The 24,890-nt window shown below is 22.3% G+C and carries 27 protein-coding genes; 14 read left to right on the forward strand and 13 right to left on the reverse strand.

Features of this window, described 5'->3' with window-relative positions:
- Positions 1-12: 12 nt before the first annotated feature.
- From AACK83_RS09220 to AACK83_RS09240, 5 genes are all read right to left on the reverse strand, one after another.
- A complete protein-coding gene (locus tag AACK83_RS09220) occupies positions 13-1,593 on the reverse strand; it encodes an AAA family ATPase (RefSeq protein ID WP_338957914.1) in 1,581 nt (526 codons plus the stop codon).
- Between the two features lie 23 nt (positions 1,594-1,616).
- Positions 1,617-2,237 (reverse strand): hypothetical protein, encoded by a 621-nt coding sequence (locus tag AACK83_RS09225; RefSeq protein WP_252319172.1) that lies wholly within the window; start codon positions 2,235-2,237, stop codon positions 1,617-1,619.
- A 323-nt stretch (positions 2,238-2,560) separates the two neighbouring features.
- Positions 2,561-3,022, reverse strand: a complete 462-nt coding sequence (locus AACK83_RS09230; RefSeq protein ID WP_338957920.1) for a hypothetical protein — start codon at positions 3,020-3,022, stop codon at positions 2,561-2,563.
- 321 nt (positions 3,023-3,343) lie between these two features.
- Entirely contained in the window at positions 3,344-3,931 is a 588-nt protein-coding gene (locus AACK83_RS09235; RefSeq protein WP_338957922.1) for an Mbov_0401 family ICE element transposase-like protein, read from the reverse strand.
- A gap of 119 nt (positions 3,932-4,050) precedes the next feature.
- Positions 4,051-4,467, reverse strand: a complete 417-nt coding sequence (locus AACK83_RS09240; RefSeq protein WP_338957924.1) for a UPF0236 family transposase-like protein — start codon at positions 4,465-4,467, stop codon at positions 4,051-4,053.
- 298 nt (positions 4,468-4,765) lie between these two features.
- Here AACK83_RS09240 and AACK83_RS09245 point away from each other — a divergent pair, with 298 nt between their 5' ends.
- On the forward strand, positions 4,766-5,065 hold the full coding sequence (locus AACK83_RS09245; RefSeq protein ID WP_338956837.1) for a hypothetical protein: 300 nt from the start codon (positions 4,766-4,768) through the stop codon (positions 5,063-5,065).
- 59 nt (positions 5,066-5,124) lie between these two features.
- On the forward strand, positions 5,125-5,601 hold the full coding sequence (locus AACK83_RS09250) for a hypothetical protein (protein WP_338957926.1): 477 nt from the start codon (positions 5,125-5,127) through the stop codon (positions 5,599-5,601).
- Between the two features lie 48 nt (positions 5,602-5,649).
- Here AACK83_RS09250 and AACK83_RS09255 read toward each other — a convergent pair whose 3' ends face one another.
- From AACK83_RS09255 to AACK83_RS09275, 5 genes are all read right to left on the reverse strand, one after another.
- Positions 5,650-7,626 carry a hypothetical protein gene (locus AACK83_RS09255; protein WP_338957928.1) on the reverse strand — a complete coding sequence of 659 codons (1,977 nt, stop codon included), beginning with the start codon at positions 7,624-7,626 and terminating at the stop codon, positions 5,650-5,652.
- The gene (locus AACK83_RS09260; protein WP_338957930.1) at positions 7,571-8,212 is read right to left on the reverse strand and encodes a hypothetical protein; all 642 of its coding nucleotides are present in this window, start codon (positions 8,210-8,212) and stop codon (positions 7,571-7,573) included. The genes AACK83_RS09255 and AACK83_RS09260 overlap by 56 nt, the downstream gene beginning before the upstream one ends.
- 19 nt (positions 8,213-8,231) lie before the next feature.
- Positions 8,232-8,807 carry a hypothetical protein gene (locus tag AACK83_RS09265; protein ID WP_338957933.1) on the reverse strand — a complete coding sequence of 192 codons (576 nt, stop codon included), beginning with the start codon at positions 8,805-8,807 and terminating at the stop codon, positions 8,232-8,234.
- Positions 8,808-10,357: 1,550 nt separating this feature from the next.
- Complete coding sequence (locus AACK83_RS09270) at positions 10,358-10,723, reverse strand: hypothetical protein (RefSeq protein ID WP_338957936.1); 366 nt, start codon at positions 10,721-10,723, stop codon at positions 10,358-10,360.
- Between the two features lie 299 nt (positions 10,724-11,022).
- Positions 11,023-12,210 (reverse strand): Mbov_0401 family ICE element transposase-like protein, encoded by a 1,188-nt coding sequence (locus AACK83_RS09275; RefSeq protein WP_338957939.1) that lies wholly within the window; start codon positions 12,208-12,210, stop codon positions 11,023-11,025.
- A gap of 649 nt (positions 12,211-12,859) precedes the next feature.
- Here AACK83_RS09275 and AACK83_RS09280 point away from each other — a divergent pair.
- The 12 genes from AACK83_RS09280 to AACK83_RS09335 all read left to right on the forward strand — a co-directional run bounded on the left by AACK83_RS09280 (position 12,860) and on the right by AACK83_RS09335 (position 23,718).
- The gene (locus tag AACK83_RS09280) at positions 12,860-13,255 is read left to right on the forward strand and encodes a terminase small subunit (RefSeq protein ID WP_338957942.1); all 396 of its coding nucleotides are present in this window, start codon (positions 12,860-12,862) and stop codon (positions 13,253-13,255) included.
- Positions 13,249-14,601, forward strand: coding sequence for a phage terminase large subunit (locus AACK83_RS09285; RefSeq protein WP_338957944.1), 1,353 nt, complete (start codon positions 13,249-13,251; stop codon positions 14,599-14,601). The genes AACK83_RS09280 and AACK83_RS09285 overlap by 7 nt, the downstream gene beginning before the upstream one ends.
- A 3-nt stretch (positions 14,602-14,604) precedes the next feature.
- Positions 14,605-15,906 carry a hypothetical protein gene (locus tag AACK83_RS09290; RefSeq protein WP_338957946.1) on the forward strand — a complete coding sequence of 434 codons (1,302 nt, stop codon included), beginning with the start codon at positions 14,605-14,607 and terminating at the stop codon, positions 15,904-15,906.
- Positions 15,869-16,204 carry a hypothetical protein gene (locus tag AACK83_RS09295; protein WP_338957949.1) on the forward strand — a complete coding sequence of 112 codons (336 nt, stop codon included), beginning with the start codon at positions 15,869-15,871 and terminating at the stop codon, positions 16,202-16,204. The genes AACK83_RS09290 and AACK83_RS09295 overlap by 38 nt, the downstream gene beginning before the upstream one ends.
- 152 nt (positions 16,205-16,356) lie before the next feature.
- Complete coding sequence (locus AACK83_RS09300; RefSeq protein WP_338957951.1) at positions 16,357-18,753, forward strand: hypothetical protein; 2,397 nt, start codon at positions 16,357-16,359, stop codon at positions 18,751-18,753.
- A gap of 16 nt (positions 18,754-18,769) precedes the next feature.
- Positions 18,770-19,255 carry a hypothetical protein gene (locus tag AACK83_RS09305; protein WP_338957952.1) on the forward strand — a complete coding sequence of 162 codons (486 nt, stop codon included), beginning with the start codon at positions 18,770-18,772 and terminating at the stop codon, positions 19,253-19,255.
- A 1-nt stretch (position 19,256) separates the two neighbouring features.
- Positions 19,257-19,520 carry a hypothetical protein gene (locus AACK83_RS09310; protein ID WP_338957953.1) on the forward strand — a complete coding sequence of 88 codons (264 nt, stop codon included), beginning with the start codon at positions 19,257-19,259 and terminating at the stop codon, positions 19,518-19,520.
- Between the two features lies 1 nt (position 19,521).
- Positions 19,522-20,712: a hypothetical protein gene (locus tag AACK83_RS09315; RefSeq protein ID WP_338957955.1), complete on the forward strand. Its 1,191-nt coding sequence runs from the start codon at positions 19,522-19,524 to the stop codon at positions 20,710-20,712.
- Between the two features lie 151 nt (positions 20,713-20,863).
- Positions 20,864-21,499 carry a hypothetical protein gene (locus AACK83_RS09320; RefSeq protein ID WP_338957957.1) on the forward strand — a complete coding sequence of 212 codons (636 nt, stop codon included), beginning with the start codon at positions 20,864-20,866 and terminating at the stop codon, positions 21,497-21,499.
- Positions 21,483-23,366 (forward strand): hypothetical protein, encoded by a 1,884-nt coding sequence (locus AACK83_RS09325; protein ID WP_338957959.1) that lies wholly within the window; start codon positions 21,483-21,485, stop codon positions 23,364-23,366. Before AACK83_RS09320 ends, AACK83_RS09325 begins: the two co-directional genes overlap by 17 nt.
- 4 nt (positions 23,367-23,370) lie before the next feature.
- A complete protein-coding gene (locus AACK83_RS09330) occupies positions 23,371-23,493 on the forward strand; it encodes a hypothetical protein (RefSeq protein WP_338957331.1) in 123 nt (40 codons plus the stop codon).
- 18 nt (positions 23,494-23,511) lie between these two features.
- Positions 23,512-23,718, forward strand: a complete 207-nt coding sequence (locus AACK83_RS09335) for a hypothetical protein (RefSeq protein WP_338957961.1) — start codon at positions 23,512-23,514, stop codon at positions 23,716-23,718.
- A gap of 37 nt (positions 23,719-23,755) precedes the next feature.
- Here the strand turns inward: AACK83_RS09335 and AACK83_RS09340 are convergent, their stop codons facing one another.
- From AACK83_RS09340 to AACK83_RS09350, 3 genes are read right to left on the reverse strand one after another with little or no spacing between them, the layout of a single operon-like run.
- Positions 23,756-24,544, reverse strand: coding sequence for a hypothetical protein (locus AACK83_RS09340; protein WP_338957964.1), 789 nt, complete (start codon positions 24,542-24,544; stop codon positions 23,756-23,758).
- Positions 24,531-24,713, reverse strand: a complete 183-nt coding sequence (locus AACK83_RS09345) for a hypothetical protein (RefSeq protein ID WP_338957966.1) — start codon at positions 24,711-24,713, stop codon at positions 24,531-24,533. Before AACK83_RS09345 ends, AACK83_RS09340 begins: the two co-directional genes overlap by 14 nt.
- 1 nt (position 24,714) lies before the next feature.
- Positions 24,715-24,888 carry a hypothetical protein gene (locus AACK83_RS09350; RefSeq protein ID WP_338957968.1) on the reverse strand — a complete coding sequence of 58 codons (174 nt, stop codon included), beginning with the start codon at positions 24,886-24,888 and terminating at the stop codon, positions 24,715-24,717.
- Positions 24,889-24,890 lie beyond the last annotated feature (2 nt).

Genomic DNA, 24,890 nt, shown 5'->3' on the forward strand with positions numbered 1-24,890 from the left:
TAATCACCTATCTTAATTAATATCAGAATTATTATTATTAGTATCATTAACATTTGAAATAGTTATTGGTGAATCTTCAGTTAGTGATTCTGATGAAAGAGTCGTTTCGGTTTCTGCTTCTGGTATTTGTGAAATTTTATCAAAAAATGCCATTTCTAATAGTGATTTAAATTGTTCATCAAAAAATATAGAATCGGTTTTACTTAAACGATGATATTCTTGTTCAAAATGTACTTTTAATTCATTAATTTGTTGCTTTAAATCTTTCATTTGACTATTAATATTTCCAAATTGTGATTTACTATCAGTATTAGTTAATTCAACTTGAATTATAGAATTATTTGTAATATTTATTAATTCACTAGAATTCTTTAATTGCAACTCAAACTTCTGATTACCTTCCATTTTACTTAAACTTTTACCATAAAATAATTGAATATTATGACTCTTTTTATTACGTCGTAATAATAACTGAAAATCCTTTCTACTAATAAAACAAATTGGAAACTCATCACTATGTCATAATAAACGATAATATATGCCTTTAATTTGTTCAGAAAATGGATTGGAGTAAATAGATGGTTGATTTTGACTATCTTTAATGTTTTCGGCATTATTACTTAATGTTTCCAACTCACTTTCCAGTTCAATCTGATTTTGTTTCAATGTGTAAGTTAAATCTTCACAATATGCTTCATTGAAAAGTTTTGTATACTCTTTTTCTTGATCTTCATTATCTCAAATACAGTAAGGAATAATCAATAAATCAGGCTTATCAGTAGTTGTTCTACCATTATAATAAGCTGAAGCTTTTATTAATTTAGCAATTTTTTTTCATCTTCGATCAGAAATGTAAGCTTTACCATTAGTTGCTTCTGTTAAAATTTTACGAAAACGAGAAATAAAATTTAATGTTTCTTTGCTTAAAGTAACAGTAGTTTCCAATTCTTTTAATCACTTTTCATATTCAGAAGTTTTAATTTGTAATTCAAGTGGAACTTTTACTTCTAAACTAGTAATACTTTCTAACATATCATTAAAATTTTCTTCATTAGTTAAACCATAAACTATCATTCTAATAATAAAACGATCAAATAAAGCTTCTAAACCTTTACCACTTTCTGGTAACTCATTGGAAGCTGAAATTAATAGTTTTAATGGTACTTTGATATCAACACCACCATTACGAAAGATTTTTTCATTAATAATAGTTAGTAATGTATTTTGAATTGAAGGGCCTGCTTTTCAAATTTCATCCAAAAAAGCAATATCAACAGCAGGCAAATATTGATCAATAATTCTTACATAGTTACCTTTTAATAAATCTTTGATTGAGATTGGTCCAAAAATTTCTTCTGGAGTAGAAAAACGATTCATTAAATATTCAAAATTTCGCCCATCATGGAGCGCATATTTAATTCGTCGTGAAATTAATGATTTAGCAATTCCTGGTAATCCTAATAAAAATATTGATTCTCCTGATAATAACGCCAAAATAGCAAGTTTAAAAACAGTTTCTTTTTCATAAACATCAGCGCTAATTACTTTAATTAATTGTTCAATTCGCTTAGAAAGTAAACTATCTGTACTCATTTATATTCTCCCTTACTTATTATTTATTCGACACTTAATTCTCTTCTTACATCATCACTTTTAACAATTAATAAACAAGCAGCAATTAATCATAAAACAGTTATTAGTAAAACAATAATCATAAATATTGGAACTTCTGCAGAAACAGTTTCATTTACTAATCCATTAACCACTAACAAAATTGTACAAAATACTTCTAAAACTATAAAATAAGCAATTGCTAAAATAATATAAACAATTGATCATCCAAACATAGCACTAGCAGTGCGACCAATCGCTACTGGTAAATAAAATATAAAATTAAATCCCAGAGTTATAATTAAAAATATATAAATTATATAAGTTGGGTTCATGTTACTACCTTTATTACTCAAAATTTGATTAACCAAATTGTTAGCTAAAAAATAAGAAAAAATTAAATGAAAACAAGAAACTGTAAGTAACAAAATACGAGCAATATTTTCCATTTTTGAACTTCAATACATTCTTTTAAATTTAATACTATCACTTAATAACGGATTATAAGTAGTAAAACGTTGTTCTTCAATATCTTTAAATGATGGATTATCATTATTTGGTTTGATAATACTATTATCAACATTTGACAATGGAGTATTTTTTAAGTCATCTTTTTTTTCTTCCATATATCTAACACCCCTTATTTTTTATTTATATTATAACTTATTTTAGGTATTAAAACTTAATAATAGTATCTGATATAAATCAAAATTATAAGTGTTCAATTTTACAAAATTATCAAATTTAAATTTATTTTTTTAAAATATAATATGGCAAAATTAAAAACAAAAAAATAATTATTTAACTTTGACCATCCAAAATTAAATAATTATTAAAAATATTTTTTAAATAAATAAGAAATTATAAATCATTATAAATCATTATATAAAATAAAACATTTTGTTGATTCACTAAAAATAATACTTAATATATTTTAAAAACAAAATACCTAATGAACATAATAACTGTTAATTATTTCACATTTTTGGATTGCATCTCAAAAATTATTATTTTTTATTTTTACTTTTAAACCAATAATTAAAAAAGTTAATGCAATAGTAAAAAATCCAAAAATTGGAGTTAAAATTATACAAAAAATAACTCCAATTTGTAATTGAACTCAATCATAATAACCATCATAATTATGAACTACTGATGAACATATATTTTCTGCAGAATGATTTAAAATATAATTTACACTCATATAATTTAATAAACTAAATCCATTTGTTATTTCTATTGTTATTTCTATAATAAGTCTTTTTTCTTTATATAATTTAAGATGTTCAAAAAAACTTTTATTAAAATTAGAAAAACCAATTAACATTAAACCAATTACCATAATTAAAATAGTTAAAATAAATAAAAATAAGGTTACTAATTTTAATTTTTTATATTTTTGCAATATCATTTATAATTTTCCTTTCAAAATAAAAACCCATTTGCTTTTATCTCAACAAACAATGGGTTAAAACTACGGGAGATTATCAAAAATCCGGAATAAATTAAATCGTTGTAGTCTTATTATAAATTTAGACAAGAAATAATTTGGATTTTTATGAAATTGTAAATTTATCTTACTACTAATTTAAAAATATTACAATTAAAATACTCAATTTTATAAATTATAAAAACATTTTAATAATTTAATTAACATAAATATATAACAAAAATTCTTATTAACTTTTAATTTAATAAGTTTTTTTAATTTTTTATTTTAAAATAAGTAAAATTATGTTTTTAAATTTATTTGATTACATTTAAAAATAACCATTTTTATATAAATAAAAATACTATATGTTCTATTAACAATCATTTCTTTTAAAACATGTCAAATATTTGTTTCAGTAAAACAACCAATATTTCATTTTGCACCTTGATTAACAATACCTTTTTTATTATTTTTAAAATATTGTTTTTTTAACTTTTTATGATTATCTAATTCTTTATATAAATAATCAATTAATTGTTCATATTGACCATTATTAATGAAATCTTTACAATTATTATATTCACTTCAATATTTTCCTTTATTTCCCGCCATTATACCAAGATATAATGTTCTAATTAAATGGAATTTATCTAAAACAAACTCAGCATCAAGATAATCTGCTACATCTTTAATTCATCCAGCACTATCTCCACAAATAATTATTTTTGCTTGTTCAACATTTTCATAAAATTTTTGACAATGTTCTTTAACAAATTCAGCAGTTTTTTTAACTCCAATTGCTGTTCTTGTTGGTCTAATAATTGCTTTTACTCTTTTATTTTGTACTTTATGATTAATATTATCTGTATATGTTGTTATTAATCTCATAGAGTGTTTTATACCTTTACGTTTAAAATCTCAAAACTTTCGATGTCCATCATCAATTGCTACAAAAATAGGTTGATTTTTTTCTAATTTTACTTTTACTGGATTTGCTTCAATTACTTCTAAATTTTTAAAAACTCTATGAACAGTACTAACACTAATACCTGCTTTTTTACAAATAGCACAAATATCACATGATATCTTTTTCCATCAGCAAAATATTCAATAATAGTTTGTTCAACATCTTCACCAATTCTTTTATATTTAGGTAATTCTAGTCATTCATCAACTAAACAAACACGAACTCATTTTTGTAATTTTTCATCAAAATATTCATAAATTCTTCTTTTATAAGTTACTAATCCATACATTATTTTTCTTGTTCGATATTGATAATCAACAATTTTATATTTCTTTTTATCTCTTGTATTTTTTATTCTTCAATCTCATTTTTCTCATTTTTTTGTTATATGTTCTAAAACTAATTTATCAATTTTTGCACTTTGTTCTCTAAAATTTCATTTATAATTAAAATTCACATTTACTTCTCCTAACTATTTTAAAAAAATCTAAATTTATTGTAAATATATTTAAAAAAATAATTTACTTAATTATTATATAAATATATAAGTGTAATTTTAAATAAAATAAAAATTATTTAAAAAACCACTTTCATATTTAAAATATAACAAACAATTTCAATATAATTAATAGTATAGGTATCACAAAATAAACACCTTTAATTTAGGCATTATTTTGAGTTTAAAAGCATACTTGTAAAAATAATCAAAAATAGTACAATTTATAAGTAAAATCAAGGAAAAAAGGAGTAATTAAATGAGCAAAATAAATAAATGTTTAATAATAAATTGTAATAAAAGAAAAGAATTTTTTAATAAAAAATATGATATTTTTTGTAATGAGCATAATATTAAATTTACAGATTTTATTGGTAATCAATGAATTCCAAATGCAACAATAGAAAAATGAAGAAAATATCCAAAATTACATACAGAATTTGTTAATTTAAAAGCAGCAGAGTTTATTCACCAAGAAAATAAAAAAATAAATCCCAAAGTTAGTTTTAGTCAAACAGGAAAAGAAATTTTAAAAAGGGAGAATTTAAATGCAAAATAGTAAAGGAAAATCATTAAAAGTTGTAACTAATTTAAAATCTTTAAAAAAGATTTTGAAAAATGAATGTTGTTTGTCAAAGTAAAAATTGTAATAACAAATGAAGTAATATTGTTTTATTAGAATTAAAATCAACAACATTTAGTCTTTTTCTTTGTGAAAATCATGCAATTAATTTAGAACATGAATTATTACCAAAATGATTAAAAACTTCTGAAAAATTAAGAAAAAATAAAAAGGAGAAATTTATTATGAAAACATGAATAAAAGCAAATTTAAGTAAAATAACATTAGCATTAGCACTAACTGGTGCTACAACTGGAACAATAGGATTAATCATGGGGGGGCTGCTTACCCATGAAAATAACAAATTTAATTCTTATGAAAAACCAGACCATACAGTAGTATTATGTAATGCTCCAATATGAGTTAATATGTATAATGGTTCTTATTATTCTTTATACTGCTCAAATAAAAAGTTACATGATGTAGATATTAAATGAAATGGAAAATATTGAAAAGGTTACTTTGATAATTAAACTTCTAAATTTATATAAGAAATATTTTCGTTATATTTATCAAATAAATTAATATTTTTTTAAGTCTATTTCTTCTTTATCTGTTATTAAAATTAAATTATAATTACCAGCACCAAATATCCCACTAATTTCAATCCGATTTAAATTATTAATCGGATTTTCAATTTGTAATTCAAATTCATTATTATTATCAATTTTTATAATTTCTTTATAAAATTCTAATTTAGAAAATAATTGAGATTTATTTGAACCATATAAATTTAAAGCATTTTTAATTTTATTTTTATCAATAATTGCTCTTGTAAAATATTTACCATATTCTCCATTACCTAGTGTTCAATCTGCTGGAATTAATGATGGAATATTATTACTTTCTAATTCATTTGTAATAGATAATCAATTAAATTGATTATTATCTAGTTTAAATAATTCATTTTGACTAATATCATTATTTTTTAGTTTAATGTTATTTATATCTGTAAAATCAAAATATGCTGATTTTAAAATCACTTTTGCATTTTTAAATTGTCAAATATCTTCCTTAGTAGGATGTATTGGATTTGATTTTAATTCAAAATAATAAGGTAACAATATTTTATTATCATCATTTAAACCTTTATTAATTGACATACTTGAATAAATATTATTTGATAACATAATAATTAGTTGTTTAAATATTTTCACTTGCTCTAAATTAATATAATTAGGATAATCTAATTTTCATTGCTTAAATAAATTAGTTATTACTTCATCGGGTTTTTGATTTTCAAACTTTCCTCTTAACATGTCCATTTTATTTGGTGATTTTGTTGGGTCTAATGATGCTCCATCAAAATTACGATTATAATTATATGTGTAACTTAACATGTCTAATAATAGTTGTTGTAAACTATCAATTGGTGGTTTATCATTTATTTCTAGTTCAACATCATGAAATTTATTAGTTGTAGAAATAAATAAATTATAGTTACCTGCTAAAAATCATGACTCTAATTTTGTATCTTTTAATTCTAGTTCATCAGATAATGGTCATACTTTTGAATTTTTAGTAACATCATAACCAATTTTAGCATTAGTTACTCTTGCATTATTAATAATTTCTTTTCTTGTTTCACTTCCACCACCAATAGCAATTAAATCTAAAACTGATTTTTCTTGTTCTATAAATTGTTTTGCTAAATGTCAAGGTAATATTTGTTCACTAAATCATTGTTGTAATATTCTAACTTTTGGTTGAGTTTCAATAGGCATTGATAATAGGGGAAATGCTATCTTATCTTTAACAAATAATTTTGGGTATACTTCCATATTGTCAACTTCACCAAGTACCTTTATATTATCGAAAATCATACTTCTAGGGGCTTTAATTTTTAAACCGATAACTTTTGTATCTTTATCTAATGGTTTTTGTAATTTAATAATAATGGGATAACCATCTCTTGTTTTAAAATCTTTAATTTTAATAATAGTAATACTTTTAGTACTTCTTGTTTTTGGATTTTGATAAGGTTGTGAATAATTATTAATTATATATAAGTTATCAATATTATTTTCAGTTAATGGTTCATTAATAGATACTGCATATAACTTAAATTGATTTAATAAATTTATTTCTTGAAATATTAAATTTTTAATATCAGTCATACTATATTCAATAGTATTATCATTAATATTTGTGCTAGCTCTTTGATTTAATTGCATAGTAAAGTCTGATGTTTCAACTGCAATAGTTTTTAATACTTTATCAATATCAATAAAACCTATTTTAATAGTATTTGCTGAAAATCTTAAACTATTATTTTCATTATTTTTAAATAAACGTTCAATTTCATAAATATATATAGTTCTTTTTTTAAATTCATCGTATGCTCTATTAATATCTGGGTCACTAGTAGCACTCATCATATTAGTAAAATCATAAGGAATATTATCAATTAAATAATCATTTTCTACTTCTGCCTGATTAAGTTTAGTTTGTTTCTGTTTCTGTGGAAACTTCGTTTGTGGTTTGTTGTTGTTTTCCATTGTTCTCTCCTATTAATTGGTTATTTTCGGGATTAAATAATTTTAATTTAACTGTTAAGTTATTAATTTCTTGTTCATCATTAATATTAAAGGTTTTACTATTTAATAAGTCTTTATCAACACTTACTAATATTTGAATAAATTTAAGAATATCAATATTAAATTGTCATAATTTTTGTTCAATATAATTAATAGTTGAAATATTTACAGCTGTACTTTCGGGAACTGATTGTTGTGCAGATTTCTTTTGACTTGGTATATGAATACCACAACGTTTAAATATTTCATTAACATTTCAATCGTATATATCAGTTAAATTTTTACCTTTAAAATTACTATTTGTCATATTGATATTTTCGTTTTGTTCATTATTATCTCCACCACTTTTAAATATATAGTTTTTAGTAACTAATGTTCTTACTGCTTCTTCTAATGTTGATTGAACATTACCATAAGTTTGACTAAATATAAATTTAGGTGAATTTAAAATGGTATCTAAAACAATTTGTTCATAAATAACATCTAATGCTTTAATTTTATCCATTACTTTATCACAATCTGCTAACTCATTTGCTTTATTTCGCATAATTGATATTGGTATATAATTAATATTTAATGTTTGTATTAGGATTATTAATAAATGATTTAAAATCTAATGGAAATTGTTTTTTATTATCACTAATACTATAAATTGAGCGATTAATTATTACTTGTTCATTATTTAATGTATAAATTTCAAATAATCTTACAGTTTGTGCATTTTGTTGATAACTATCATAAAAAATAGTACATTGAATTAATTTACCACCAATATCATAAACTCTTTGTTGTATATCTACTACTTGAAAATATAAATCATCATTAGCAATATAAATTAAATAACCACTAATTCCTAATTTGCTTAATTTAAAAATAGAATTTCAATTTTTTCTATAAAATTCTTGCTGAATTAAGTATTTTTTAATAGTTTCATTATTAATATCTAATGGAGCATTATATAAATTAGCATTATTTTCTGCTACAAAATCAGTGAAATAAGTTTCATGATTAAAATCATTAAAACCAAAATAATTTAAAATTGAAGCATGAGTACTTTTATTTTTATTATTTAAAAATTTTACTTTTTCATTTTGATTATCACTAATATTACTTTTATCTTTTCTAAAAAATTTACCTAACATAATATTCACCACCTTTCTTAAAATATTTGATTAATTTTTAATATGATTTTTACAATGATAAATATAATTAAACCTGCTGTTGCTGATGATAAAATTACTCCTATTAAACCTAAAATAATTTTTATAATTTTAAAAAAAATAATATTACTCCTGTAATTCTTCTAATTTTCATGTATTACCTTTATCGCTACCTTTTAAAGAATAAATAGTAATAAATTTTGAGTGTTGTACTGATAAAACTAAGACATTAGTATTATTGTTAAAAACTTCTATTGGTACACCTGCTATTTTTGTATTAGTTATAATAAATTCTTTAATTGCAAAAACATTATTATATATATTTCAAGAATAATAAACTTTATATCTTTTATTAACTATAAAATCATAAGTAATTTGTCAATTATCTCATTTATTTTTTTCTCTTATTCCTACTTCTTTTCATTGTGGAATATTTGGTGTTGGATTATTTTTTAATTCAATATCTCATTCATTTTCTCTAATTTCATTAGTTTCTAAACTATATGAATTAATTTTAATAGGTTTTTCTATATCAATTTTTTCAGGTGCAATAATATTTAATGTTTTACTATTAATTTGATAAACATTATCATCTGCTTGTTCTAATACTTCAAAACTAATAATTGCTCCACCATTACCATCATTTAAAGTTAAAGTTCAATTTGTATTATCAAAATTAATATTTAATGTAGCATCACTATTACCAATTTTTCCCGAAACAATTCTTCAATTTCCAGTACCCGTTACTCTTGGTGATTTAAAAAATATAACTTGTTGATAACCTTGGTCTAATGGTTTTTCATTTGCAACTTCTCATGTTACAAATATTCGATAAATATATTGATATAATGGTGCATATGTAATTTTTCATGTTTTATCATCAATTCTATTACCTATTACTTTTCATTTAATAATTTTAAAATCTGCTAATTTTTTATCTATCTCAGTTTTATTATAATAATCAGATAAATTAGGTATTTTTTCTTTTAATTCATTAATAGCACCACCAATAGTTTTATTAGTAGTTTCTAAATTAGGAATTTTTTGACTTACAGCATTTATTTGAAATGCTACTGGAAACTTTTTTTCTGTATCTTCTAATTTTTTATCTACTTCTGTTTTTATGTAATAATTATCTAAATTAGGTATTTTATCATCTATATATTTCTTATTTGGAATATCTAAATCATCAGTTATAACTGGATTATTTCTATAAATTAAAGTTTTACCACCAACATTAGTTTTAATAACTTCATTAACTAATCTTGTAGTATTCTCTTTATCATCTTTATTATTAAATATTCTATTTTCATCAACTGAACTACCACCAGAAGCACTAATTTTATTATTTTCATTAATAGTTATATTAGTACCAGCAATTAATTTATTTTGTTTTTTATCTAATAAATTATTAGTTTCTAGTTTTGTATAATAATCACGTTCAGTACCTTCTTCTGTTATAAATTCAGTTGGTATTCCAGTTCCTTGATATTGATATACTTCAATTTGATTAATTACATTTGTATTAAATTCTATTGTTGGAGGAGTAGGAGAAACTTCGAATAAAATTTTTTTGTACTATAATCATAAAATAAAGTTACGCTTCTAGTAGCATCTGCTACTGTTGTCATTTCTTCTCATGATATTATTTGAATGATTGATTTTGTATTATAACTTTCATTGTTATTTAATAAAAATTTTATTTCTTTTTTAAGAGTATTAACTATTTTTTTATCATTTTTATCTTGTAAATCAATTACTCAAAGAATTATAGTTCATTTATCTAAATAAAAATCATCATTATTAATTTTCTTTCATAATGGACTAGTTTCAATATTAAATCAATTATTTTTAATATCATCAATACTTTCATTAGTTTTAGTTAATTCATCATTCAATTTAGTTATATTATTTTCATTTGTAGTAATTCGTTTTTGTTGTTTAGCAGAAAAATCACAAGTTGGTGCATGTGTATAATCACCAATTTGTGGATTATTTTGTAATGTTGTGGACGTATGAGATTAACCCTTAGAATTATTAGTAACATTAACAATATAACTGCAAATTCTATGATTTGTTAATTAAATTATACCATAAATTTTAAAAATGTTAAAAAATATAATTACAAAATTACATTTAAATAACACAAAAATTCTAATCTTAAAATTAGTTTTTAAAAATATTAAATTGTATTAATTTAAGTACTATTAAGATAACTTCTATAATTTAAATAATTTGCTTTTGCTATTAATATATTATTTAATGTTTGATAATTATATATTTTTGCTCCATTAGTTAAAGATTTTAAAAAATGATATACATCACTTTCTGCAGAACATCCAATATTTCAATCAGCATTTTGATTAATAATTCCTTGTTCATTATTTTTAAAATAATTATAAGTTTTTTTAGTAACTTTATTATGATTATTTTCTAAAATAGTAATTAATCCATTATAATTACCATTTGAAAAAGTAGTTGTTACATCTAAATACTTTGTTCAATCAAGTGCTTTTTTTTGATGTTTACCACGAACATTAACAAAAGATTTTCATAAATAACTATAAGCATGATATTTATCTAAAATATAATAACAACCCAATCAACTAGCCATTGCTCTAATTCATAATGCACCATCCCCAGCAACTACTAAATTATAATTATTATATTCTCAATTAATAGCAAATATATTTAATTTAATATCATAATGATTATTAATAGTTTGCATTGTAAAATTATGTAATTCTTCTTGTTTTGGTGCATTATTAGTTTTAAATAACATAAATGAAGTTATTTTCTTATCTAATTTATTTCTATATGAATAAATTTCTTTTCTTCCTAAATTATAAGTTAAAAGTCTACAACAATATTGTTGTTTTAAACCATTTTCATCTCAACAAGTTATATAAGCATCATCTGCACATATATTTAATTTTTCATTATCTAATACTTTAAATTTTTCTTCTGGTATTCATTTTTCAATTTTTGCATTTTTAAAAATTCTTGAAATAAGATTTTTAGAAAAAGAAGTATATTTAAATTCTGATTGAATATTAAAATAACCTTTTTTACTTATTAAATTTTCAATTAAATTATCTAATATATCAAAATATAAATCATTAGTAATTCTTGCTCTTTTTTTAATACCAAATTCTTCATAAATTGGATAATAATGTTTTTTATTAATTGTATCTCAATAAACTCTTTGTCTAAAAGTATCCATTCCAATTGGCGTATTTACTGTTCTATTACATGTTCAAGCAACTTTATATTGATTTTTATCTCTATTTAGAAAAAAATATTCATCAAAATCATGGATTTTTTGAAAATATTTTGCTAAAATATCAGTGATTTCAGATTTTAGAAATCCTTTAAAACTAAACATTTTTTAACACCTTTCTATTTATTTTTTTATCCTAACTATTCTAACAAATTTGTTAAAATATTGTTGAAAAATGTTTGGTTTTAGAGTATAATATTAAAGAACGATAAAATAAACTGCAAATTCTATTTACGTTTAAAAGATAACTTTTATTAGTTATCTTTTCTTTTTTAATAAAATAATGTACAATAAAGAAAAATATAAATAGAAAAGGAAAATAAAAATGATTGAGCAATGATTAGCAGATGTAATAGTACTTTCAGTAATGTTTGGAATAGTATTTTTGGTGTTAATTACATGTAAAGGACATGATTTATGTCATAGAGAAAAAAATGGGTATATTTTTTATGTTTATATCTTTGAATTTTTTTGGTTTATTTTGAGCATATAAAATATATAAAAAAGACCATCCTAATTTTAAATTCTGATTAACTGTAAAAAACAAATTTAGAAGAAAAAATAAAAAAATAGCAGTGTAATGCTATTTTTTGTTATAATTATATTATAAAAATTAAATAAAAGAATATATAAAAGAATATATGAAGTAATTAATAAAGTTAATAAGTTAGTTTTTTCCGCCACTTAACTTAAAGATTATATTAATTATATCATAATTTTTCGTTTTTTAAAGCATATGAAAGGAGATTTTTATGTGCAAGAAGAAAAAATAAAAATAAGAACAATTTTTAATGATGCTAAAAAATTAAGAGAATCATTAGAAAATTATTTTATTCATTGTAATGAATTTAAAGAAGTTCCTACAAAATTAGGAATGTTAATTTATTTAGATATAACTGAAAGTACTATTAGGACTTGAAAACAAAAAAAGAGAAATACTTTTTTACAACAAATTAATTGAGCGCATTCTCAAATTGAACACTTAAATTTACAAAGATATTTAACTTCAAATGCTGGTACTTCATCATGATATTTAGAAAGAGCATATGTTAATAAATATCATTTATCTACAAAAATTGATATAAAGAACAGTGATAACGTCGCCCCTATAGCAATTAGTTTAGAAAATAAAGGAAAAAATAAATGTTAAGTAATTTTGGTTATTTATTAGATATTGCTAAAAGAATGTATTTAAAACAACCTTTAAATATTACTAAAATTAAACAATTAGGTAGTCGTAAATCTGGTAAAACATTTAGTGATATTGAATTCTTAGGTATTTTATTAATGTTAGAAAATATTAATATTCATGCTTATTTAATTCGTAATATGTCAAAACAATTAAATGATAGTTGACAAGAATTAAAGCAAATTATTAGAGCAACATATCCTAGTATTAATTTTATTATTAGTGAAACTAAAAAAACTATTGAATTTAATGGTAGTAAAATAACTTGTAAATATTTACATTCACAAGATAATAGTAATGTTAAATTAACTGGATTAGCAAGTAATTATTTATATGATTATGTAATTATATGAAGTGATGAAAGATATGAAATTACTGAAAATGATTATCAAGATTTAAAAGATGCAATAAGAGGCGCAAATCAATTATTAGAAATTGAAAGTTGTAATCCTTGAAGTATTTTAAATGAATTTATTAAAAAAACTATAAATGCTTGTCCTCAAAATGAAAAGCAAATTATTAATGAATATGAACAATTTACTATTATTGATAATACTATTTATCATTATCAAAATTGAAAATTAAATACTCATTTAAAAGATAGTGATAAACAACAATTATTAGAAATAGAACTTCTAGACCCAATATCTGCAAGAGTAAGAAGTCATGGTTTAGTAGATTATGAATCTGGTGGAATATATTCACATTTAATTCATAAGATTAGTAGATTATTACAACCAAGTTATAGATTTAGTGCTGGATTAGATTATGGGTTTAAAGATGATGCTTTAGCATGTTTATTAATAGGTTTTGATTATAATTTTAAATTTGTTAATGTTATTGATTGTTTAAAAATAGAAAATAAATTAATTCGTTATGATAATAAACAATTAGCAAGATTAGTAGTTGAGTTTTATATTAAATTAGCAAAAGAAAATAATTTGTTATATGAATATGGTTTAACTGTATATTGTGATTTTAGTAATTATACATTTATTGAAATGTTAAATGATACAGCAATTAAATATCAAGTTAATTCATGGCTATATTTTAAAGATTGTGTGAAATTAAGACTTGAGTTTAGAATAGGTAAAAATGTGGCTTTAATGGCATCAGAACGCTTAAATATTAGTATGAATGCACAAGCATTATTAGATGAATTTAGATTGGCTGTATGAGACCCTAAAAGTATTAAACAAATACCATTAGCTGGTAATGACCATTTACGTGATGCATTTGATTATGCAATTGAGCCATATATTAGAAATTTAAGTGCAAATATAAATCCTTATTTTGAAAGGAAGTAACATATGAATAATCATAATACTGAAATATTAATTCCTAAGTGATGTATGATTAATCTTCAAGAAATAATAGCAAATCATGCAAGTAAATTATTATGGGGTAATGGTTATACTTTAACAAGTGAACATGAAGAATATAAAAGAGCAATTGAAAAAATAAAAGAATGAAATAATTTTGATAGTTTGTTTTATCAAGATTGTCATATTAAATCTGGTTATGGTTATAGTATTGTTCAAATTGATAAAAGTAAAACTGGTAGAATATCATTAAATTTTGCTCAGCCATATGCTCAATCAAGAGTTGCAAGAGTATTAGAAACTGAATATAGTGCATCAACATGGTCAAGAGTACAGTATGATGACCAAAGTATTTATGTTAAAACAACATATACTCAAAATCAAATAATTAGATATTTTACAAGTGATTATGTTACTTTAGATGGTTTACAAGAAAAAATAAGTAAAGATTTACAATTACCTTTAATAGAAAATCATAATTTAGGTATTATTCCAGTTAAATTTATGCAAAATTTACCTAAAAAGAATTTCTTTGGTGGAGTTATTGGTGATTATTATCCAGATATGACTCCAATTAAAAAATTACAAAAATTATTAAATAAAACATTTGAATCAATTGAACATGAACTTGAATATAATGTTACTCGTGTATTTTTAGATATTACTGAACAAGAAATAAATCAATCTAAAACTGCTTTTGATTTAAAGAAATTAATAGGTAAATTTATTTTACAAGCAAATTTAAGAAGTTTAGGAAGTACTAGTGGAACACCACCAATTGCAATATTACAAGGTAGTCCAATATTAGATAAATATGCAGAATTTATTCAATTTATTATTGATAAAGCATTTGAAGGTAGTGGATATAGTCCAGTAAATGATACTACTAGTCAAAAAACTGAAGCAGAAGTATTAATTACTAATTCAAGAGATATGGAAACTACAAGAATTAAAAGAACTTTAAATCAAAGTGATTGAAATGAAATATTTCAAAGATGTTTTATATTAATGGGATTAGATGGTGATAAATCAAAATGAACATTTGAAATTAAAGAAAATACTATTACAGATAGATTAAAATCACTTGAAATTGATGAAGCAGAATTAAGATTAGGAATTACTAATATTAAAAGAATTATAGTTAAAAGATATGGTGTTAGTGAAGAAGAAGCACAACAAATTATTAATGAAAATAGAAAATATCAAAAAGAAGAAATTGAATTTAATAATACTTTTTTAGGAGAAACTAAAAATGGGAATGACACCAAAACAGAATCATCAATTAATTAAAACTGTATGAAAAAGTACAGGTGAAATTGAAAAAGATTTTACACAAAATAAAGATTTACAATTTCGTGTATGTCCTTTTACTATTATTTTAGGTGCTATAAATTCAACAGAAACGGGTTATAAACCACCAACTTCAATACCTAATGATTTTATACTTCATTTAGTAAAATCTTTACTGGAAAAGAAGCAATACAAGCAGTTTGAGACCATTCTTATTATCCTATTCAAAATAAAGATAATCCAGATGAAGCATATAAACAATTACAAATTGGTGATGTATTTTATGGAAATATTGTAAGTGACCAATTAGGTATTACTTATTCAGCAACTCCAGCAAATAATGCTTTTATTCAAGAACAAGCAATTAAAAATGTAGTTATTAATATTCCAAATGAAAAAAAGAATTTTAGTTTTATTAATAATATTGTTTCAAATTTATATAAGTTATATATGATTCCAGAAATTAATAAAGTTATAAATACTGATAAATCAATTAAAGTTGATAGACAATGATATATTCTTGAAGTTGCAACTAAAACTTATAATCCAGAAAATAAAGAATTGGCTTATATTCAATGTACTTTTAGTTCATTAAATGATAAATTAGCACATAGTGGATTAGCAATTAATCAATATGTGCAATTAGGTGCACCTGCTGACCCAGTAGCATTACCAGCATTAGATGAAAATAATAATATTGTTTTGGATGATAATTATTTAACACCATTACCAGTTACTCATTGTCAAATATCATTTTATGGTTCAGTAAAACCTATTTCAATAGCATTATGAGGTAGAGATATTGATAATAATCCTATTAATACTAAACAACATAAATATCGACAATATCCAAGTAAATTATTATTTCCATGACAATATCAATGTTCAACTTATGACCCAGTAAGTTTTCAAGCATTACCAGAAACAAATTATGTTTTAACTGTTCAAGGTCAGAGTGTTATGGATAGTTATCAAGATTGACAAAAAGTAATTGCACCAAATTATGATGATGGTGCAACTAAACATTATGAAGGTCATTTAAGAACTAATGTTGAAAAAACTAAAAATACTAATAAAGTTGATGTATCAAATAGATTAGTAAATTATTGAGATAATAATTTTTTAAATGGTGCTGAAATAGAAGATTATAATTATGCAACTGCTGGTAATCCATATTTTCAATATTATAATAAAAATAATAAAAAATTTATTGGTAATACTCATTATAATATGAATAATAATAAATTTAAGCAATTAAATACTATAAATGCATTACATTATTTTATTTATAATCCTATTAGTGAAATACCTTTAACAGTTAGAGAAACTATTAAAATTAATCTTAATACTATACCTATATTTGGGTCATTTATGAATGCTTTTGTTGGTGGATTAGATATTGGTGCTAAATTATCAAGTAATTTATTAATACCACAATTTCCTTATATAAATGGCTTAATATCTGCTGAATTATATAATTTTTATACAACATTATTATATAGTTCACAAAGTACTAATCCAGCATTAATTCCATTAGATGTATTTAGAAATGATACTCCAGATGCTATACAAGCAGTTGCTGGAACAGCAAGTCATATGACATCATTTACATTTAATTTAACTGATATGATTAATTTACAAAATTTTGATATTAATGATGGAAGTATTTCTTCACAAGGAATTTATGATACTGTAAATTTAGTTCAAAATGGTGCTGGTGGTAAAGATACAATTTCATTATTAGCAAAAGAAGATAGTTCAATTCCATTATTAAATGCTCCAAATTTTAATAATACAAATATTGTTAAATGAGCAATTGATATGATTGATATTAAAGTAGTAGGTAAAAGTAATTTTAAAATAACATTTTATTCAATGCCAGATAATAGAAATGGTGCTGTTAATGATAATTTTAGTATTTGAAGTGGTACTTATCAAACAGTTGGTAAAGCAAGTAATAATAGTAGATTAATTCAAAATACATTTATTTTAGCAAATAATACTTTTAAATTTGACAAACCATTTAATTATCCTCAAGCAATACAACCACCCCCATTAATAGAAAGAGCACATCCTATATTTATTGATTTAAGTAATCAAAGTAAATATGGAATTAATAATACTATTATTAATACTGCTCAAACAGATGTTCATCAAAGTAGATATCAAATGAGGCCACATACTTTAGAAGATGTTAAAGGTAAATTTCATAATAGTATTGGTATTTATGTAAATCAATATGGTTATGATAATGTTGATAAATTTAAAGAAGATTATGAAAGTATAACATTTAATTTTAATTTTAATATGAATGCGTTATATGAAACTTATGATGGTGAAACTACAAAAAGTTGAACTAATTCTAAAAATTGAATTACACCTATTAAAATAAATTTAAGTGATATTGGTAATTTGCCAGATAACCAAAATGATACTGCTCTTTTTCAAGATAAAGATATTATTTATAATAATAATTCTGGAAATCATAATGATAATAATAATAATAATAATTGAACATTTAATGTTAATAATAAAGAAGATTATAGTCAAATTGCTTCTTTAACAAATGCAGAAAGATTAAATAATATATATATTAATGATTTATTATGAACAAATGATAATCCAAGTAGTGGTCACACAATATCTTCATCAACATGATTTAAAATAATGGCTTTTAAAACAAAAGCATATGAAAGTCAAGAAGATAATTTAATTGTTATTGAATATCAATTTATAACTACGTTTTCAGCAATACCTCCACAAAGATCACCTTCATATGAAAAAACTAACGCTAATTGAAACTTACAAACTACATCATTGGTAATTAATCCTAAAAGTTCAACTTAGAAAGGTGGTGGTAATTATGTTAAATGAAAATGAAATGAAAGAAGGTAATACTATGGAAGAAAAAGAAAAAGATGAAGAACAAGAAAAAACTAAAGAAGAAGTAAAATCAGAAGAAAATACTGAAAAAGAATCTGAATCTGAAGATAAAAAAGAACCCGAAAAAGAAGAGTCTAAAGAACCAACTTTAGAAGAAAAATATAAAGAATTAGAAGAAAAATATAATGCTTTATATAAAGAAAAAACTGATAAAGATAGAGAAATTAGACATTCAGAAAGTTATAAAAAATATGATTTATCACAAGAAAATATTAATTTATTAAAAAGATATCTTGGAGATAAAGAAGATATTGAAGAAGAATTATCATTATTAAATAAAGATTTTCCACATTTATTTAATAAAAATAAAGATACAAATATTAGTTCTTCTTTAGATGTAAAAGATAAATTTAAAGAAAATAAAGAAGATGAAGTAGATACTAGAAAAATAGGAATGGTAGGTTAATATGACTATTAAAGAATTTAATGAAAAATATAAAAATATAAATCTTCGTTATGATAAAACTTTAAATTCTTTAAGTTTATCTACAGAAGATGATATTAAGAAAATAATAACAAAATATGATGAATTAAAATTTTATCATCATGAACAAATAGATTTTATAGTACAAGTAACAAGTGATTTATTAGAATTACAATCAGTTTGAGAAATTAAACCTACTAGAGAATATTTAAAAATAGAAGAATTAGAAGCGCAAGGAGATAAATAAAATGGCAATTATTACAACACAATCAACAACAATTAATGACCCAAGTAATCCAACTGGGAAATTAGATTTATCAGTTAAATATATTAAAAATTTAAAAGTTTTATTATCAAAAAGAGTAGCGTTAATTAATGCAACAGTAGAAAATAGAGAACAATTAGATGCTGGTACTGCTATTTATAATATTACTAAAAGAAATATTACTGAAGATTATACTGCTGGTGCTGGAGCAAATAATCTAACAGCAGTGAATACAGTTCAAATTCTTTTAAATAAAAAGAAAGAAATTAATTTTGAAGAAGAAACATTAGATTTAAAGTTATTAGGTGCTAAATATGAAGATGGTAATGTTCTTGTATCAGATAGTTTAGCATCAAGTTGAATTGATGCAAAAGCAAAATCTGTTGAAATATATTTAGTTGCAAAATTATTATCATTAGCAGTTAAAACAGCCAAAGATAATGGAATTATTAATATTGCATTACCAAGTAATCCAAAAATAGATGATTATAGAATGTTATTATGATTAAAAATATCAAATACGTTAGCAACATTAAAAGCAAGAATTACTGATGAATATATTGGTACAGATGAAGAAGATTATGTATTATGAGTATCTAGTTTTTTTAAACCATTAGTATTATTATCAACAACTACATTAGGTAGTGATAGTGCTTCACAAGCATTAAAAGATGGTAAAATTGTAGAAATTGGTGGTATTAAAATTATAGAATGTCCATGATTAGGAAGAAATTATCCTGCTGGAGTTATTGATAAACAAGAATCATTTAATTTTTTAGGATGTGATGCTGTATTAGTACATAAAGAAGCATTAGCATTTCCATTTAATCGTGGTCAAGATAATACTTTTGTTTTACAAAGTAATGGTAATGTTAAGAATTTTCATAAGTTTTTAGTTTCAGAAGGTAAAGCATTAAGACCAGATTTAGTTAAAGGATTTACAGTTACTTCAAGTATAGATATTGCAACAGCAATTGAGTTTACGAATTTAGGAAAAATAACTATGGCTGGTGATGCTCCAACTGCAGATGAAGTAGAAAAAGCAGTTATTGCTAAAAATCCTAATTATGTTAAAGGTAATGCTAATTTTTCAGATTTAACAGCAACAAATGCTAATGTTGAAGGTAAAACTTTATATGATGGTTCTTTACAAGTAACTTTTACAAAGAAGTAATTTAAATGCCTATTATATTACTTTTAAGAATGATATTAGAAACTGCTGTTAGTGATATACAAACTGCTGAATTAATAGAAAAATTTAAAAAAAATAATTCATTATTTAATAGTTTTTAAAAAATCCAGCAGGAATATTAAAAAATCAATTAATGTCAAAAGTATTAGGACAAGGTAAATCTCAAAAAGAATTATCTGAATTTCAACAAGTTTTACAAAAATTAACAAATTTACCAGTAATTCATAAAAAAATAATGACACATATTACTAATAATAATATTGCTAAATTACAACATATTCAAAAACAATATTTAAATGGTAAGTCATTAATGGATAAAGGTAAAGAAATAATAATGAATTCTTTAACTGAACAAGATTATGATAGTATGATTGGAGTTTATGTAAATCTTTCTAGTAGTGCATTAGCGGGTGGTATATGAACTCCAGTAATACAACAACAGTCGGGTACTTATGGTATTGCTACATTAACTTATAGAACTAATTTATCTAAAAGTTATGATTATTTTATGGTTTCTAGAGAAACTTGAATTGATATGTGTAAAGCAACAGGTGCTTATGGTACTGGTGCTAATAAGATATTTCAAAATCAATATTATCACGGTGGTTTATCAAAATCTGATAGAGAACAAAGAGCCAGAACTAATGTTAAAAATATGAATAAAAAAGTTACTCAACAATCTAAATATAAATCAGTTATTGGTGTAGTTAATAAATCACAAGCAGTACAAGGATATGGAAGGTTTAAAGATTATGGAAAACAAAAATAATATTGATTGAAATGTAAATTTAAATTATATTACAAAAGATGATTTAAAAACTATATATGGTTTTATACCAGATGCTGACCAAACTACTATTGATAATACTAAAACTGATTTTACTATTATGTCTATTGCTATATCAAGTGAGCGAATTAATACTATTACTGGTAATCAAATTGAAGTAATAGGATTTAAAAATCTTAATGAAACTCAACAACAATTAGTTAAAAGAGCAACAGCAAGAATGACTATATATTATTTAACTGATGGAATGGCATTTATAAGAAGTAGTGTATCAATTAGTGGTAATGGTTTATCAAGTAGTATTAGTCCACCAAGTGAACCAGATTATGTATTAATGGAAGTATATAATTTATTACAACAAGCAAATTTACATACTCCAAGAAAAGCAATTAATAATCCTATTTCATGTAATACAGATAATTTTAATACACCTAATATTTTTGATGAAAGTGATACTAGAGTAATTACTTGAGATTCTGGTAATAAAACATTTTTACGAAAAGAAGGATTAATTGCTGGTACTGGTATAAAAATAGATGATATTACTGATACTATACCTAAATTAAAAATTCATGTTGATAGTAATATTGATTCATTATGAGAAGTTGATAAAGATAATCCTAATTTTATAAAGCCAAAAGATGATAAAGGTATTGATGTTAATGGTAAAAGAATTATTGATGTTGGTACTCCTACATTTTTAAGTGATGCTACAACTAAAGAATATGTTGATAAAAAGCAAGATAAATTAATTGCTGGTACTAATATAACTATTGATGAAAATAATAAAATTAGTGCTACTGGTGGTAAAGTAGATTTATCTGATTATTATAAAAAAGAAGAAGTAGATAAAAAATTAGAAGATACAAAAGCAATGTTTCCAGTAGCATTTCAATTAAATGCTATTGGTCAAGAAATTCCTAGTTTAAAAACTACTAATAAAACAGTTGTTGGTGCTATTAATGAAATTAAAGTAAATAGTAGTTCAGTTGATGAAAATAGAATATTTGATAATAAAGAACAGAAAAAAGTAAGTTTACATTTTACAAATGATATTGCTATTGCTGGTGGTCAAACATTTACATATAAAAATAATCCATATTTAACAGAAGATAATGATATACCAAATAAAAAATATGTAGATAATAAAGTAAATGATAAACAAGATAAAATTAATGATTTAGATAATAGAATATTTAAAGATAAAAAACAAAAAGAAAATATTATTGAATTACTTACAAATGCTTTTTATCTTGCAAATACTCTTTTTGATGAAAATGAATTTTATGGAACAAATACAAAAGAATTAGGTAATAAAATTCATTTAAATGCAAATGGTATTGTAAAAATTTTAAAAACTAAAAATATACCAGAATTAGAAACATTTTATAAAACTATTATTGGTGCTATTAATGAATTAAATAAAAGAATACCAAAAATTAAAAGTAAAACATTAAATATTAATGAAGTAGATAATACTTATGATATTGAATTAAAAAATAATCCAACACCAAGTCCAAATATTTCAAATTGAAAAGAAGTAGGAGAAGTTATAACAGATAAAAATAATAATAATCAAAATTATATAAAATATATATTTAAAGATAAAACACATTATAGAATATATATAAGTTATGGTGATTATACAACTAAAGAAAATAATAAAAATTATAGTTGACAAATAATTAATTTTTATTATCAATTAGATACAAGCGTTGTAAAAAGTAGTTTATGAATAGCAAATAATAACAATAACCAACAAACTGAAATTAATATTTATAACATTAGAATAATGTGGGGTATGGGTAGAGATTATATTTTTAAAAAATTAGAAGAATTACAGGAATAATATTATGATTTGAAAAATTATAAAGATTATTTTAGGTTTGATTGGAGTTTTATTATCTTCTGCTGTTGCTGGTTTAATTATATTTATTATTGTAAAAATTATATTAAAAATTAATCAAATATTTTAAAGAAAGGTGGTGATTAATATGGATACTACAACAATTATTATAGTTGCTAATTTATGTATTAATGGAGGTTATGTTTTAATTAAATTAGGAAAAGCATTAGTTGCATTTGGCAAATCTTTAACAGACCCTAATAAAAAAGCACTTAAAAAACAAAATAAAATTAATAAATTACAAAGTAAATTAAATTCTATTAATAAACAACCAGAAATAAAAAGTATTTATTAATAATAAAAAAATGCCTTTAATAGGCATTTTTATTTATTTATAAACTCATATGACTATAATCTCATCTTAAATTTGATTCACTAATTTCACTAGTAGCACCATATTGACTTATACTATCATTAATAAGATTTGCAGTTTCATTATTAAATGCTGTTTCTTGCATTTCTTCATTATGATGTGTGGTTTCCATAGGTAATAAATTATGGATTATTTCACTTGCACCAGCAATTATGGTAGGTACTGCATAAGCAGCATTATTAAAATCATTATTAATACCCATAGCAACACCACTACTAATTAATGTTCCACCAGTAGCCATATTGGCTATTTTACGTATAGTTTCAAATTTACTTGGTATTAATTCAGTAATTCCAGCAACTAAATTAGCAATACCATATGAATTAAGACTAATAAATGTATCTCAATCCATTAAATGATTATCAGTAGTATTGGGATTGCTTAATAATAAATCTGGTGGAAATGGGTCAACTGTTGTAGTACTAGTAGTAGTTATAGGAATAGGTGTTGTAGTTGGTTCTATAGGATTTGTAGTATTAGTAAATTTAGCATAATTAACTATTCCAATTGTTCCTAATCCTAATAATATTTTTTTAGAACTATTTAATAATTTAGTTTTATAAGAATGTCTTTGATTTAAATTTCAAATATCTAAACCTAATTTTTTACCAAATAATAAACTATTAATTGAACCTAATAATGGATTACTTATTACTTGACCATAATAAGCACTTGTACCAATCATTGCACAAATTGGACTTATTAAAGAGCGAAGTATTTTTATTAAAGTATAATTATTTGTTTCCATTTTTATTCTCCTTATTTTTTTCCTTAAAATAATTTTTAATACCTTTATTATATATTTCTAATAAATGATTTAATACTGCTTGTTCTCTTTGATATTGATAAGTTGCGACTATACATTTATTAGGTTTATGATTAGCACATATATGTTCTTCTGACATTCTTTCAATCATTTTATTCTCCTTCATTAATTTCTATTTCTAAATTAGAAATAATACATTCTAATATATAAATAAAATCTTTTACTAAATGAAATTGTGATTTTTTTAATAAATCTTTAATTTTCATTTCTTTATAATATCGTAGATGATGTAATTTAATATTACGTGCAATTACTTCTTTATTCATTT

Origin of the sequence: Spiroplasma endosymbiont of Tiphia femorata, from assembly GCF_964020225.1 — a bacterium.
Taxonomy (GTDB): Bacteria; Bacillota_I; Bacilli_A; order Mycoplasmatales; family VBWQ01; genus Spiroplasma_E.